General features: G+C 61.9%; 14 protein-coding genes. 5 read left to right on the forward strand and 9 right to left on the reverse strand.

Annotated elements, in window-relative coordinates:
* The first annotated feature begins 290 nt into the window (after positions 1-290).
* Positions 291-590, forward strand: a complete 300-nt coding sequence (locus tag BQ17_RS17295) for a hypothetical protein (protein ID WP_089729218.1) — start codon at positions 291-293, stop codon at positions 588-590.
* A gap of 169 nt (positions 591-759) precedes the next feature.
* Here the strand turns inward: BQ17_RS17295 and rpoS are convergent, their stop codons facing one another.
* The 4 genes from rpoS to BQ17_RS17315 form a co-directional block, all read right to left on the reverse strand.
* On the reverse strand, positions 760-1,767 hold the full coding sequence (rpoS, locus tag BQ17_RS17300; RefSeq protein WP_089729220.1) for an RNA polymerase sigma factor RpoS: 1,008 nt from the start codon (positions 1,765-1,767) through the stop codon (positions 760-762).
* 40 nt (positions 1,768-1,807) lie between these two features.
* Positions 1,808-2,521, reverse strand: coding sequence for a peptidoglycan DD-metalloendopeptidase family protein (locus BQ17_RS17305; RefSeq protein WP_256091660.1), 714 nt, complete (start codon positions 2,519-2,521; stop codon positions 1,808-1,810).
* A 108-nt stretch (positions 2,522-2,629) separates the two neighbouring features.
* Positions 2,630-3,205, reverse strand: coding sequence for a YqaA family protein (locus BQ17_RS17310; RefSeq protein WP_089729222.1), 576 nt, complete (start codon positions 3,203-3,205; stop codon positions 2,630-2,632).
* Entirely contained in the window at positions 3,205-3,855 is a 651-nt protein-coding gene (locus BQ17_RS17315) for a protein-L-isoaspartate(D-aspartate) O-methyltransferase (protein ID WP_176722498.1), read from the reverse strand. Before BQ17_RS17315 ends, BQ17_RS17310 begins: the two co-directional genes overlap by 1 nt.
* 751 nt (positions 3,856-4,606) lie before the next feature.
* Here BQ17_RS17315 and BQ17_RS17320 point away from each other — a divergent pair.
* On the forward strand, positions 4,607-5,164 hold the full coding sequence (locus tag BQ17_RS17320; RefSeq protein ID WP_089729224.1) for a Smr/MutS family protein: 558 nt from the start codon (positions 4,607-4,609) through the stop codon (positions 5,162-5,164).
* 657 nt (positions 5,165-5,821) lie between these two features.
* Here the strand turns inward: BQ17_RS17320 and BQ17_RS17325 are convergent.
* The 5 genes from BQ17_RS17325 to rsmI all read right to left on the reverse strand — a co-directional run bounded on the left by BQ17_RS17325 (position 5,822) and on the right by rsmI (position 11,870).
* Positions 5,822-7,069: a UbiH/UbiF/VisC/COQ6 family ubiquinone biosynthesis hydroxylase gene (locus BQ17_RS17325; protein WP_089729226.1), complete on the reverse strand. Its 1,248-nt coding sequence runs from the start codon at positions 7,067-7,069 to the stop codon at positions 5,822-5,824.
* A 151-nt stretch (positions 7,070-7,220) separates the two neighbouring features.
* A complete protein-coding gene (locus tag BQ17_RS17330) occupies positions 7,221-7,592 on the reverse strand; it encodes a hypothetical protein (RefSeq protein WP_089729228.1) in 372 nt (123 codons plus the stop codon).
* A 268-nt stretch (positions 7,593-7,860) separates the two neighbouring features.
* The gene (locus BQ17_RS17335; protein ID WP_089729230.1) at positions 7,861-8,613 is read right to left on the reverse strand and encodes a ParA family protein; all 753 of its coding nucleotides are present in this window, start codon (positions 8,611-8,613) and stop codon (positions 7,861-7,863) included.
* Positions 8,610-10,190 carry a CHAD domain-containing protein gene (locus tag BQ17_RS17340; RefSeq protein ID WP_256091661.1) on the reverse strand — a complete coding sequence of 527 codons (1,581 nt, stop codon included), beginning with the start codon at positions 10,188-10,190 and terminating at the stop codon, positions 8,610-8,612. The genes BQ17_RS17335 and BQ17_RS17340 overlap by 4 nt, the downstream gene beginning before the upstream one ends.
* 804 nt (positions 10,191-10,994) lie before the next feature.
* Positions 10,995-11,870 carry a 16S rRNA (cytidine(1402)-2'-O)-methyltransferase gene (rsmI, locus tag BQ17_RS17345; RefSeq protein ID WP_089729232.1) on the reverse strand — a complete coding sequence of 292 codons (876 nt, stop codon included), beginning with the start codon at positions 11,868-11,870 and terminating at the stop codon, positions 10,995-10,997.
* A 39-nt stretch (positions 11,871-11,909) separates the two neighbouring features.
* On the opposite strand from rsmI, the gene BQ17_RS17350 reads away from it, so the two are divergent.
* Genes BQ17_RS17350 through BQ17_RS17360 form a run of 3 tightly spaced genes read left to right on the forward strand, consistent with a single transcriptional unit; the run spans position 11,910 to position 14,129 of the window.
* Positions 11,910-13,085: a penicillin-binding protein activator gene (locus tag BQ17_RS17350; RefSeq protein ID WP_176722499.1), complete on the forward strand. Its 1,176-nt coding sequence runs from the start codon at positions 11,910-11,912 to the stop codon at positions 13,083-13,085.
* 56 nt (positions 13,086-13,141) lie between these two features.
* Positions 13,142-13,507, forward strand: coding sequence for a YraN family protein (locus BQ17_RS17355; RefSeq protein ID WP_089729236.1), 366 nt, complete (start codon positions 13,142-13,144; stop codon positions 13,505-13,507).
* On the forward strand, positions 13,497-14,129 hold the full coding sequence (locus BQ17_RS17360) for a BON domain-containing protein (protein ID WP_256091662.1): 633 nt from the start codon (positions 13,497-13,499) through the stop codon (positions 14,127-14,129). The genes BQ17_RS17355 and BQ17_RS17360 overlap by 11 nt, the downstream gene beginning before the upstream one ends.
* Positions 14,130-14,237 lie beyond the last annotated feature (108 nt).

The raw sequence follows: 14,237 nt of genomic DNA on the forward strand, positions 1-14,237 counted from the left end.
TAAGAGACTGTCTAAAAAGGGACCGTAGGCCGTAGGCTGGGTTGCGGCCAGGGATGGCCAAAACCCAGCAATAACCAACGCTGGGGTTCGTTCCTCACCCCAGCCTACCGATTTAAAATCAATAGGTTAGTTTTTAGACAGCCTCTAAGACGCTGGGCGCGGATACTCGGCTCCTGCTCGGGGCCTTTGCCGGCATCGCCCTGGCCGGTCTCATCGGCATCGGGCAGCGCCTCGCTACCCCGGACGCTACCGCCGTCACCCAAGACGCAAGCGCCACTAAGGGCAGAGTGGTGAACCGAGACAATATCACCATCCAGACCGGCATCACCCTCGAGGACTACAAGTCTGGCCTCAAGCGGCGGGAGCAAGAGGTCACCGAACGCCTGAAACAGGCCCTTGTCCAGGAACGCCAAATACTGGAGAAAGAGAAGGCGGAGATTGAGCGTCGATTGGCGGATACCGAAGCCAGCTACCAGAACTTTGTCAAGGAGCTGAAGGAACGTATCGATCAGCTGGAGGCTCTCCGCGGCCAAGTTCCCGCCGATACGCTCCTGGATCAGTCCCGTCTGGAGGATGAGATGGGTCGGTAGGTTGGGCAAAGCCACCAGGGACGGTGGCGTGCCCAACATTCCCCGTCGGGTGTCGGTTGGGCACAGCCAGGTAGGATTCAACGGCTCAAGAATCAAACTCAAGTAGGCTAGGCAGAGGCGTACCGGGGACGGCACGCCGTGCTCAACGAGGCACAGGGAAAACCCGTAGCTACCTAAAGAAGGCATCCACGGAAAAGCCTTCCTTCTCGAGGATGCTCCGCAGCTGTCTCAAGGCGGTTATCTGGATCTGGCGGACACGCTCACGGGTTACGCCGAGCTCTTGGGCCACGCACTCCAAGGTGGTGCGATCATGGCCGTGGAGTCCGAATCGGCGCTCTACGACCTCGCGCTGTTTGTCGTTGAGCTTTTTCAGCCAATGGTCCAGATTGGACTGGACGGCGTGGTCATGGATCTTATCCGCGGGATCTGCGGCCGATTCGTCTTGCAGCTTATCCAGGAGATGCCCGTCCGCGTCCTTGCTGTAGGGGGTGTCGACCGAGGTGATATGCTCGTTCAGATCGAGCACGCGCTTGACCTCCCCGGTGGGCTTGTTCAAAAGGCCGGCGATATCCTCGGTGGTGGGCTCGTGGTCGAGCTTCTGGGTGAGACCCCTGGCCGCCTTGAGATAGGTATTGATCTCCTTGGTCACGTGGATGGGCAGGCGGACCGTACGTGCCTGATTCATGATGGCCCGTTCAATGCTCTGGCGGATCCACCAGATGGCGTAGGTCGAAAAACGGAAGCCACGCTCCGGGTCGAACTTCTCCACGGCCCGTATAAGACCGAGATTGCCTTCCTCGATCAGGTCCGGGAGGGGAAGCCCGCGGTTGAGATAGCGATGCGCAACCTTGACGACCAGCCGCAGGTTGCTGACGATCATACGCTGGCGCGCGGCATCGTCGCCGCTGTGGGCAAGGCGGGTGAAACGGACCTCTTCCTCGGCCGTCAGAAGTCTGGAGCTGCCGATCTCGTTGAGGTACAGACGTACCGTATCGAAGTCGCAGTCCCCGGCCACGGACCGGCCCGCGGGTGGCGCAACCGCATCCGGCGATTCATCGCCGTCGCCCGTCCCCTCGCTGATCGCTTCCAGCTTGGGACCACCCATCGCATCCTCTACGGCGTCGCTGCCGATCTCAGGCCCCGAATCCAAATCGTCTCGCTCGTCGTTCCTTGCCATGCGAACATTCCCTCGTAACTGAGATACCCAGGGTTGGAAGTTACGGGAGATACCTCAGAGGATCTACTGGGGTACCCTTCCTCCGAACCTCGAAGTGGAGACGATAGGCCCCATCGGACGCCTGTCCCACCTCTGCGATACCCTGACCGCGCTTCACGCGGGCCCCTTCGCTCACCAAGAGCCGGCGGTTGAAGCCGTAAGCACTCAAATAACCCTTGGCGTGCTTGATGATGATAAGGTTTCCATAACCCTTGAGTCCACTGTTGCTGTAGACCACGGTCCCGCTCTCCGCGGCCACCACCTTCTGACCGGGACGCCCGGCGATGCGGATACCCTGTCGCGTCCGGTCCCCGCTCCGGAACCTTTGCACAACCTTACCACCGAGCGGCCACCGCCAGCGCAATCCGGATGCCGCCCGCGCGCGCTTGCCCGGTGCGCGTCGCGTTGTCTTGGCCCGGGCCTTGGCAGTGGTCCTGCCCTTGGTACTCGACCGCTTTGCCGTCTTTACCGTCCGTTGAGTACCGCGGTTAGTCGAGCTGATCTTCCCTCGCGGCGGTTTTACCCGCAACAGGGAGCCCGCGTAGATGCGATAGGGAGGGCCCAGCTTATTCCAGCGTGCCAGGGTCTTGTAGCCGACCTTATACCGACGGGCAATCCCAGACAGGGTGTCGCCGCTGCGGATCCAGTAATAGCCGGGCGGGGCAGGCTCTAGGGAGCTGCACCCCGCCAGGACCAGGACGAACAGCAGGGCCACGAATGCGGATCCGGCTCGACGGCCAACTATCCGCAAGCTACCGACCTCGATGCCCACCTGCCGCCACTCGCATCGCCTCCGCCCTCATCCGCGTTCCACTTCGGTAACCTACCGGAGGAGTACCACCAAGATAATGAGTAGGACCATGATCCAGCCGATACGGTCCACGTATGTCCGCAGGGTGCTCTCCATACGCTCGCCACCCCAGGCCATGAGGGCGGCAACGAGAAAAAAGCGCGCCCCGCGCCCCACCGCCGAGGCAATCAGGAAAGGGATCAGCGCCATATGCAACACCCCGGCGGAGATAGTGAAAATCTTATAGGGAATGGGAGAAAACCCGGCGATGAAGATGGCCCACACCCCCCACGCCTGGAACCAAGCCTCGGCAGCGGCGAAGGGTTCGGCGTAGCGTCCGCCTGCCGCCACCAGGGGGGTGATCAGCTCGAATGCGAAATGGCCGATCAGATAACCTAAGAGACCGCCGAGCACCGAGGTGGCCGTGGTCAAGCCCGCGAACCACCACGCCTTCCGCGGCTTGGCCATACTCATGGGGGCAAGCATCACATCCGGCGGAATGGGAAAGAAAGAGGATTCCGCAAAGCTCAGTCCACCCAGATACCAGGGGGCGTAACGGTGCCGCGACCAGGCCATGACGCGATCGTAGAGGGGGGAGAAGATGCGCATTAAGCCACGCCTCCAAGCAAGGGTACGAAAGTGACGGGCTCCAATATCTCGTGGACATAACCCGTTTCGGTTCTCAACACACGCACCAGCACCTGTCGTTCCGAGTGCCCGATGGGCAACACCATGCAACCGCCCATGGTCAACTGATCGACGAGCACCCGGGGAATTCCCGCCGGCGCGGCGGTGACCATGATGGCACCGAAGGGCGCGTACTCCGGCCAACCCAGGGCACCGTCACCGTGACGCAGACGCACGTTTCGCAGCTCGAGCCTCCTCATGGCATGCCGAGCCCGTTCCAACAGGTCCGCCACCCGTTCGACGCTGTAGACCCGACGCACCAGCGAGGCGAGCACCGCGGTCTGGAATCCCGAACCGGTGCCGATCTCCAATACGGTGTCGGGGCTGCCTGGCGCCAGGAGCGCTTCGGTCATGCGCGCCACTGTGTAAGGCTGGGAGATGGTCTGTCCGTGGCCGATGGGCAGGGCCGATTCCTCGTAGGCACGGCTGGCCAGGGCCTCGTCCACGAACAGATGGCGCGGCAACCGGCGCATGACGGCGAGCACATCCAGGTTGTGGATTCCGGCCTCTTCGAGCCGCTGAATCAGGCGCGCGCGCGTGCGCTGGGACGTCATCCCGATCCCTTGTTGCATCGGTCAGCTGCATCCATCTAGCCGGCACGCCGTCAGCTCGAAAGCGGTGTGGTACGTCAAATCCACCTGTATCAGGATTCTCATCGGATTGCGGACGCACGGACGCCGGAGTCCGGTCAAAATGTAGGTCGGGTTAGGCGTGTACCCCGATGTTCGGTTGAGTCGATCAATCCGGGCACGCCTTAACCCGACCGCAAAGGCCCACCCGAAGTAGGGTTTGTCGGGTTACGGCGCGTTCAGGTCTATTTGACGCCTCGACACAGAGATATACGTCTAAACCCGATCTACCTTCTGACGCAGGGCAAACCGATCCGCTAAGATCATGTCCTGCGCGAAGGCTTATACGCAATGCCATTAAGTTAGCTGTTGGCCACTTGTCGTAGTGGGTCGGAATACGCAAGAGAAAACGACGAAGCGCGCGAATCGGCACGAACAAGATCCCTCCCTTCGATTCGGGATGACAATTTCGTGAGGATTCGCGTGAGGCGTCGTTTTTTCGCTTACTTTGCCGACCGGTAACGCTTAACTTAATGGCATTGGGCTTATACGTGCTCACCCTGGTCAGGCCCGACGCAGTAACCCGTGCGCTGCAAGACAACCCATAATACTGGAATCCCGGGCAGCGAACACCCACCCTCAGAACTACCGACGGTAGGACACGGTCAAACCATCGTGCCTGCTTTCCGCAGCACCCACCCGCAACGGACATACTCAATCAAAGAACTCCCTGCACTCGAGGGGTGCCGGAACCATGCGAAAACACCTGCTAACCTTGGAAGCGAAGCTGTTTCGCAACGCCGTCGAAGACGCAAAACCCATCGCGACCGATCAAGCCGAACCCTTCCGGCGGCGCCCGCCCCCGGTCCCTATCGTTCAGCCGCCGGAGCTGAGCGAACAGCCCCGACGTGCGACCCTGGCCGAGGCGGAGATCGAGACTGGTGACTACTTGCTCTTCTCCCGCGCGGGAGTGCAAAAGCGCCTGCTTGCCGATCTTCAGCGCGGCCACATGGAGGTAGGGCTGGAACTGGACCTACATGGTCTGACCACGGCCCACGCCGAGCGCATTCTCGACGAGTTCCTGCGCGACTGCGCTCGCCGGGACGTGCGCTGCGCCCTCATCATCCACGGCAAGGGCGGCCGCTCCCCGGAGCAACCGCCGGTGCTCAAGCACAAGCTGAATTACTGGCTGCGACTGTACGACGAGGTCCTCGCCTTTTGCTCGGCAACCCGGCGCGACGGAGGCACCGGCGCCCTCTACCTACTGCTGCGCAACCCGGAGAAATCCCGACGCGGGCGCAGGGGCTATTGAACCCTGGGTAGTGGTTATCGTCCCGGTATTAGGTCCTGTTGACATTTAACCTTAACCGTTTGTTTTTCATCTGTTAGGTAACCGCAATGCTCAAGCGGTCCGCACAGCGGACCCTACCCTAACCACTTGATTGATTGTAGGGTCCGCTGCGCGGACCTTCTAAATGTCAACACGCCCTAGCTATCCGAACATTCCATAGACGAACCAGGTTATCCTGCATCTCGAAGAGCGCATTGGCGAAGTTGAGGCGGTAGGCGTGCTTGCGGTCCGGAGAGGAGCGATCGCCTGAGCAACCCAGGCGAGGAGCGCGGTGAGGGGGTAGCAATCCTGAATTATCCGGCGCTGTTTGAGGGACCGGACGTGTTGCGTTGCGACGCACCAAGGCGCGCTGGTCGACCGGGGTGCGGTGCCGGCGTCTTAACGCAACCTACACCCACATGATCCCCCGTGTGGCCTGCCTGTGCGGACCTCACTTCGGGTGTAGGATGTGGTGAGCGCCTGCCCACCGCCCCCAGCACGCCTGCCTGGGCTGGCCTACCCCCAGGGATGGGAAAAGCCCGGTGGACAAGCGGCAGGCGGCGAACCGCATCATATAAGGAATCCTGAATGATTCGGCGCGGTTCGGGGGACCGGACTACCCATGGGCTAGGCTCCGTTTTAACCGGACAGCTTCCCAATATCCGACAACCCTGGACGGGCAAGCGGTGGCAGATCACCCCCTGCTCCCAGGGCATGATGCATGAAGAGGTGCTTGATCGGCACCAGCCGGTCGACCATCGACAGGCCCACGCTGCGCAGGACGGCCAGCGGCGGCACGGCGTTGCTGAACATACGCTTGAATCCGTCCATAGCGGCCAGCATGAGCAGGTTATCGCCACGGCGTGCACGCTCATAGCGTCGCAGCGCCCACAGCCCACCGATGTCCCGACGTCTGTCCCGGGCCTCGTCGAGGGCCGCCGTGAGGGCCGCCGCGTCCAACAATCCCAGGTTGACGCCTTGCCCTGCCAGTGGGTGCACGGCGTGAGCGGCGTCCCCGATCAAGGCCAGGCGCGGCTTCACATAGTGCTCGGCGTGCTGCAGCTGCAATCCGAACGCGGCCCGCGGCCCGATGTCACCGATGGGCCCCAAACGATCCTCGATGGCCGCTTCGAGCTCCGAACGAAAACCCGCCTCTTCGAGCCCCAAGAGCTCCTGGGCCCTGAATTCGGTGGCCGACCAAACGATGGCGCAACGACCATCACGCAGGGGCAGAAAGGCCAGGGGACCCGTGGGCAGGAAGCGCTGCCAGGCAGTCTCCCGGTGCCACTCCCGTATCTGCACGTTCGCCACGATGGCCTGCTGATCGTAGAGCCACCCCCGGCTTGCGATGCCGACGCCACCCCGCACCCGCGAGTCGCGTCCGTCCGCTCCCACCAACAGGCGCGCGCTGATCCGCCGTCCGTCCTGCAGGTCGAGGAGGGCCGCATCCGTGGTCAGCTCGATCTCACCCACGGCGGACGGACACAGCAAGGTGACCTCCTCCGACCTTTCCAGGCACTCCCAGAGGGCGAGCTGGGTCACTCGGTTTTCGACGATATGCCCCAAATCAGGCTCACCGAGCTCGGCGCTGTCGAAGTGGATGCTGCCGCCACCCACGGCATCCCAAACGTGCATCTCCCGGTAAGGGCTCGCCCCCAGCCGCGTGATTCGATCCCAGACCCCGAGCCGTTCGAGGATGCGCTGACTGGCGCGGTTGAGGGCCGACACGCGCAGATCTACCTCTCCCGACGGCCAGGAGCGTTGGGGCGCTTGGGCTTCCACCAGAGCGATCCGCCAACCCTTGCCGACACAGGCGCAGGCCAAGGCGGCCCCCACCATACCGCCGCCCACCACCAGGATATCGAATCGGAGGTCCCGTTCAGCCATGTTCTCTCCTCAACGGCAGGGTTACCGATCCTCACGCTTCCTCTTCAGGGCTCATTTCAGGATTGGAAAGGACTGGGCAGGGATTTTCCCAGGGCCCCCTCGCAGCAGGAGCAGGTCCCTGTGCCTGCCCTCCAGGCCCTCGTGCCTGCCCTCAGAGGGCAGTCCACTGTTTCCAAACGTCGGCCTTCCCCATCCGGTGGTCGGCCATCGTCAGCTTCCGATGGTTGGGGCTATCGGGATTGTTGCACCAGCCCTTGCTCTGGGCGATCACTTGTTTTCCGTCGTCGGAGAGCTTGCGCATCCCGCCCCAGAATCGGCAGGTCGCGCAGATGTCCTCCGATGTGGCAGCGACCGAGCGCTCACCCCCAGGTCCGTCGTGCCTACGTCCACGTTCGTGCTCGTGCGCTTCGTGTTCATGTTCGTGCTCATCCGACGCCTGCGCGCCCATTGAGGCGAGCGCGACCGTACCGACGAGCAGCTTTCCCGAAGCGGCCAAAAAACCGCGGCGTGTTTCGAGTGACATTGGATACCTCACTTCAGATTTCATGGGTTATTACGCCTTGACCGACTGGCTGGTTGGCCGGCGGCGAGAGACTATTCTTTTAATCCGCAGATTACGCAGATTTTCACAGATTTTCATCTGGAAAATCCGGGTAATCTGTGGATGTGGAACCATCCCATCGATCCGCCCAGCGGACTCTACCGGGACGGGTGCGTATAAAGCTCCCCGGAAATATGGCCTTGGCAGATCGGGATTTTGAACCGCATTGGTGAGCTATGCGGACTCGGCCCTATCCGGCTAGTAGCTTGGTTTTGATCTCATCCCACAGGGCCCGGTAGGCCCTGGCAGCGGCGCTGGAGGGTGCGTAGGCGGGCAAGGGCTGGCGGTGGATGCCCATCCGTTCCACGTCCGAGGCATCGGGGATCCGGGTGGCGAGCAGATCCGGATAATCCCCTGCCAAGCGCTCGATGATGTCCAGATGCAGGCGCTTGCGGCGATCCACCATGGTGAACAGGGGCAGCACGCGCAGCGCCCGGAGCTGGCCGTGTTCCCCCAGAAACGCCAGCAGCTGATCCAGGGTCCGTGCCGAAAGGGTGGTGGGGATCATGGGCACCAGGATGGCATCGGCGGCCCGGAAGATGTTCTCCGAGACCAAGGAGATACTGGGCGGGCAGTCCAGGAAGATGTAGTCGTAGTCCTCGGCCAGGGGCTTGAGCAACCGCGACAGCCGCTTGGTGGATTGTTTGGCATCCTCCAAGACCAGATCCAGGTTGCGAAAGGAGAAATCCGCGGGCAGCAGATCCAGGTTCTCGAAATCCGTCCCCTTCACTACTGTATCGAGCGCCCGCTTGTCCCTTACCAGGGCCTTGCCGCCCCCTTTGACCTTGGGCCTGACCCGGAAGTAATAGGTGGCGGCGGCCTGGGGGTCCAGATCCCACACCAGGGTGCGATTGCCCTCTTCCGCGGCCAGATAGGCGATATTGACGGCGGTGGCGGTCTTCCCGACCCCACCCTTGATATTGTAGACACCGATGACCTTCAAGCTCGCTGACCTCGTCTACCTTCGGGGGCAAACAGCTCGCGCCAGACCAGCCGATTCGGTTTTGAATCGAAGTCGGCAAAGATCGCCGAGAACGCGACCCGGGCCTGTTGCTGGTGGTCGAACAGACGGCCAATCAGGGCGCCCATGGCGAGTAGGGTATCGGTCTCGACGCCCCCCGCGTCCTGCATCTGCTGGGCGGTCTCTCGCAGGTGGTCGACCTGCACCGCCGTATCCTGGAACCTGCCCAGGTTGTCGAGCAGTCGCTTGAGCATCTTGACCAGCGCACCGATCTGCTGCGGGTAGAGACTGCTGAAGAACTCCAGCAGATAACGCAGCTTCTTGCAATGCTTGCGCAGCGCGTGCAGCTCGGGGGCGGGGGAATCGGGGGTGATGGCCCGACCCGCTTTGCGCACCCGCCGATACATGCTCCGGATACGGGCATCCGCCACCGCCTTGGTGGGGCGCATGGCGTTGCGGACGGCGGAACGCTCCGGGACCGGCGCTTCCAGAAAGGCCCGCCAGGACGTCAGCAGACCCTTGAACTCCGTCGAGCCAAGCGCCTGTACCAGTGCCTTATGGACCCCGTCGTAATGGTCCGCCAGGAACGCCCGCAAGGGTTCGAGACAGGGCCGCAGGGATGGGGGTAGGCGCGCTTGGTAACCATCGAAATCCAGCAGATAGACGTCCAGGTCGCGCATCGGACCCGTGATCTGCTGCACCCAGGCAAAGCGCGTCTTGTAGTCCTCCACCAGCTCCGACGCGAACACGCCCTTGATCTGGGTAAGCGCCGAGCGGGTGCGTCTGGTGGCTACCCGCAGGTCGTGCAGGAACTCCGAATCCAGATTTGCCTTGGCGCCCTCGATGTTGGCCTCCAGGGTATCCAGCAGCCCGCGCAAAATCTCCTTGGCAGCGGCATCCGCCCGTTGGTCCCCATCCAGGTGGTAATCGAGCTTCGAGGAATAATCCCCCGGACAGCGACCCGCAGCAGCCAGGGCCTCCGACAACACCTGGTTGCGCGCCGGCTCCAGTTCCAGATCCCGGCTGAGCATCCGAGCCGTCTCCCGCAGATCCGCCGCATAGCCCCTGACCGGCAGCAGACAGACCCGCGCCGCCAGGGACCCCTCACGGTCGCGGTCCGCATCCCGGAAACGGTTGTCCTCCAGCAGCAAGCGGACCACCGTCTTGTCGTCCTCGTTGAGCAGGCGCAGGGATTGCACTCGGCTTCGGACCTCCAGCAGGGGCAACAACCGGCGGATCCCCAACACCGGTTCCAGTCGGTCGCGCACCGGACCTGTGGGCAGATCCCAGGCGAAGCCCGGCGCCGCGTCGATGCCTTGCATCCGGGGTGGGGCGTCGGCGCCCAGATCCCGCCACACCAACCGGCGACCCGCGGCATCCAGCCGTTCTTCCAACGTGGCCTGATCAAGATAGAGGCGCCAGTCGAAGCTGTCCAGGAACCGCCTGGTTACCTCATCGGTGGGATCTTCGATGAAACGCACCCGGTCTCGGATCAGATGTTTGACGTCCTCTAAGCCGATCCCGTCCGGGATGAGATATTCGCACGCGATTTGGGCCATGCCTTCAGGGATCTTCCTCCTGCAAGTTAAGGGGTAGTGCTCAATATGTAGTGATCCTGTTCTGAATGCTCATTGCAAAGTTCCAATCAGACAGGATTAACAATATTTTCAGGATTAACAGGATTCTTTAAAGGGCACCTTGAAAAATCAGGTGTTTTCATCAATCGAGCGATTCTAAGCCATTGATTATTCAAACGTACCGTTGGCGAAAATCGTATTTTTCAAAGTACCCTTAAAACGAAGAAAAATCCTGTCAATCCTGCAAATCCTGTGAATCCTGTACCATTGGATAACAGCACAGAGCTTGAAGCATTGCCAGTAGCGTTCAACCGGAAACTTACTCACTACATATTAGGCACTACCAGCTAAGGGATGCCGCTGCCCCCAGGGCAACCGAATGATAACGCGATAGAAAGCAACAGGTTACAGCGATGCATTAGGCATCCAAACCGGAATTAAGAGATTATTATTCGGTAGCCCTGCTCACAACCCTGATCGCAACCGGGGAGGAAGGCGGGAACAATATGACAATTTTGTTACGAAGGGTTGAACTTCGCAAGACATCCCGCCGCCGTTCCAGCATAAGCGGCCCCTTGTGCGGGATCCTTTGAACCGCACAGGCACACAGCCTGATTGACCATCCAGGACCGTAGGGCGGGAAAGCGCAGCGCATCCCGCCGTAGCGCTGGGAACGCCGGCATCCTGCCGGCCAAGATTTGCCGGCAAGAGGCCGTTCCGACCCGCCTTCTCCGCGGCGCGGAGCTTCCACGTCCCCACGCGGCGCGTGGGGACGAGAAGAAAATATCAACAGCCCCTAGGCGAGTCGAAACCCCGGTGCTCACGCCGCCGCAACGCAAGCTGGTAGAGCCGGTTCCGATTGCCACCGGTTATACGAGCGGCGAGCGCGGCGGCTTGTTTGAGGGGAAGGGCATCGGACAAAATGGTCAGGACTCGCTCTTCCTCAGCCTCCCGGACGGTCTCATCGGTCTTGCGGCTGCCTTCTACCAATATAACGAGCGCTCCGAGCCGTTGCTCCGGATCGTCATCCAGGCGTTCGGCAAGCGCGCCGAGGGGGGCATGGATGAAGGTCTCGAAGCGTTTGGTGAGCTCTCGGGCCAAAACGGCGCGCCTTTCGGTGCCGAGTACCGCGCCCATGTCCGCCAGTGACGCCGCGGCACGGCCACCGGACTCATAGAAGACCAAGGTCCCCGGCTCGGTAAGCAAGCCGGTCAGCCACGCGCGGCGCCTGGCCGAGGCACGCGGGGGGAAACCGAGAAACAGGAAGCGATCACAGGGCAGGCCGGAGGCGGAAAGGGCGCAGATCGCCGCATTGGAACCGGGTATAGGCACCACGCCGAAACCACGCTGTCGCGCTGCGCGCACCAGCACGAAGCCGGGATCGCTGATCAAAGGCGTACCCGCATCCGAGACCAGGGCAAGGTCCCGACCCTGGGAGAGTAGCGCGAGCAGACGCTCGACCATTTGTGCCTCGTTATGATCGTGGTAGGGGCAGAGCTTTGCCTTGATCCCAAAGTGGGTCAGCAGGCGACGGGTGTGGCGCGTATCTTCGGCGGCAATCAAGTCAACCTGGGCGAGCACCTGGCGGGCCCGATCGGTCATATCCCCCAGATTGCCGATGGGCGTCGCTACTACGTAAAGTATGCTAGAGTTATGAGACATTTGGCCTCTACACCATCCAGAATAAGTACCGGACCGAAGATGTTCCAAAAAATCGACCCGACTGCTACCGCCCGCATCGCCATCCTGTCCCTGCTCGCCACCCTGGTCATCGCCCTGAGCGGCTGCGCCGGCTTGAGGACGAAGGCCGACTCCGAGCGCGACCGATTCGTCACCGGGGGCTATCAGGGTAACGAGACCTTGGCTGTACTGCTTCCCGAATCCGGCCGCTTCGCCGGCGCCGCCAATGTCGTGCGTGCTGGAATACTCGCCGCCCGGGAAGCGGACCCGGAGGGGAAGCGGCCCAAGCTACGCTTCTACGATAGCGCCGCCGGCTCGATCAGCGCCTTGGTACGGCAAGCCGCCAAGGACGGCGCACGCCTGGCGATCGGTCCCCTGCAGAAGCCGGCGGTGGAGAAGCTCGCGGGCTCGACCACACTGCCGATCCCGGTCCTGGCCCTGAACCGGGTAGCGGCTGCCGCCAAACCGTCCAACCTCTACCAGTTCTCCCTTGCGCCGGAAGACGAGGTAAGCGAAATAGCCGCCAGGGCCTGGGGCGAAGGACATCGTAAGGCCGTAATCCTGTACCCCAAGAGCAAGTGGGGAGAGCGGATGTCGCGGGCGTTTCGCCGGCAGTGGAAGGCCCAGGGTGGAACCCTTGTCGCCGCCCAGGCATTCAACCCGAGGGCCACGGACTTCTCAAGTACGGTCAAAAAATTGTCCGAGCAGGTCGCACAGGCGGACTTCATGTTTTTGGCCGCCCCCTCGAAGCTGGCGCGCCGGGCATGGGTTCAGATCCGGAGCAAGCTCGGCACCAAGACGCGAGTTTACGCGACCTCCCACATCTACGACGGACATTTCGATCCCAAAGACGACAAGTATCTGGTGGGACTGAATTTCGTCGAGATCCCCTGGCTCGTCGAGCCGACGCCGGGTGACGCCGTGTCTTCCAAGGGATTGAGCAAGCAGCTGCCGCGGCTCTATGCCATGGGGGTCGATACCTATCGCCTCGGCTCGCGGCTGGATTGGCTGTCCGGTAACCCGCAGGTACGCGTCCAGGGGAAGACTGGTACTCTCCGCCTGGACTCCCGGCGGCGGGTCCAACGTAAGCTGACCTTGGCCCGTATGGATGCTACCGGCCCGGTCAAGCTCGAACCGACGAGCGATCAGCAAAAACCGGAACTGAGGATCTTTGCGTGGGCAAAATCGCTGTTTTAAACATGGCTCTGCGCCCCGCCGCGGCTTCGCATCCCACCGTCTAGGGGTTTCCACCCTTGCCGATACCGACCACTAACCGGTTGGCAAGGAGCGGCGGCGACACGGAACGTCTCGCCTGCACCTATCTTCAGGCAGAGGGGCTGCGTTTATTGGAGCCTAATTACCGCTGCCGACGCGGTGAGATCGACCTGGTGATGCGCGAGGGGGATACCCTGGTATTCGTGGAGGTCAGATTCCGGGCCTCCTCGCGTTTCGGCACCCCGGCGGAGACCGTCAACATCCACAAGCAACGCCGACTCGCGGCGGCCGCGGCCCATTATCTGCGGCACCATTCGACCAAACTGGCTTGCCGCTTCGATGTCGTCGCGATCAGTGGCAACAACCATATCGACTGGATCCGGAATGCATTCAATGTGCAATGATCTGCGAAAGCGTATTTTTCGGCCGCTCCAAATGCTGAACCAGCGGACATTGAGGACAGCGCTGGTGCTGGGCCTTACCCTCCCTTTGCTGCAGGGATGCGGTGCCCTCCTGCTCGGTGGCGCCACCGCGGCCTCGGTGGCCCATGAACGGCGCGGTTCGCGCACTGTGCTGGAGGACGAGTACACCGAACGCTCAGCGGCCCAGCTATTGACCGACAATCCCGACATCGACAGGCATAGTCGCATCGCTACCACGAGCTATAACCATTGGGTGCTTCTCACCGGACAGGCCGAGACCCAACATATCAGGGACCGTTTCGCCCAGAAGGTGGCCCGCTTGCCGCGGGTAAGGAAGGTGATCGACGAGGTCACGATCGGACCATCGGCGAGCTTTGCACGGGAGAGCGAAGACGCCCTGATCACCTCCCGCGTCAAGCTCGCACTGACGAAGATCGACCTTCCCGGTTTCGACCCAACCCGCGTCAAGGTCGTTACCGAGGCAGGTAGCGTATTCCTCATGGGTCTGGTGTACCCCCGGGAGGCGAAGGCGGCAGCGGAAAAGGCCCGCTATGTGCCCGGTGTGACCAAGGTCGTCAAGATCTTCGAGCATATCGAGCCCTGACCTGGGCCGGGAGCTACCATGGCAGGCTTAGAGGCGGATCGAGGTACAAACCTCCATCTTCCAGATGGATTATCTTCAGTCGGCGGTTGAGTCCGCCGAGGGCCACTT

It is taken from the genome of Candidatus Thiosymbion oneisti, from assembly GCF_900092655.1.
Classification (GTDB): domain Bacteria; phylum Pseudomonadota; class Gammaproteobacteria; order Chromatiales; family Chromatiaceae; genus Thiosymbion; species Thiosymbion oneisti.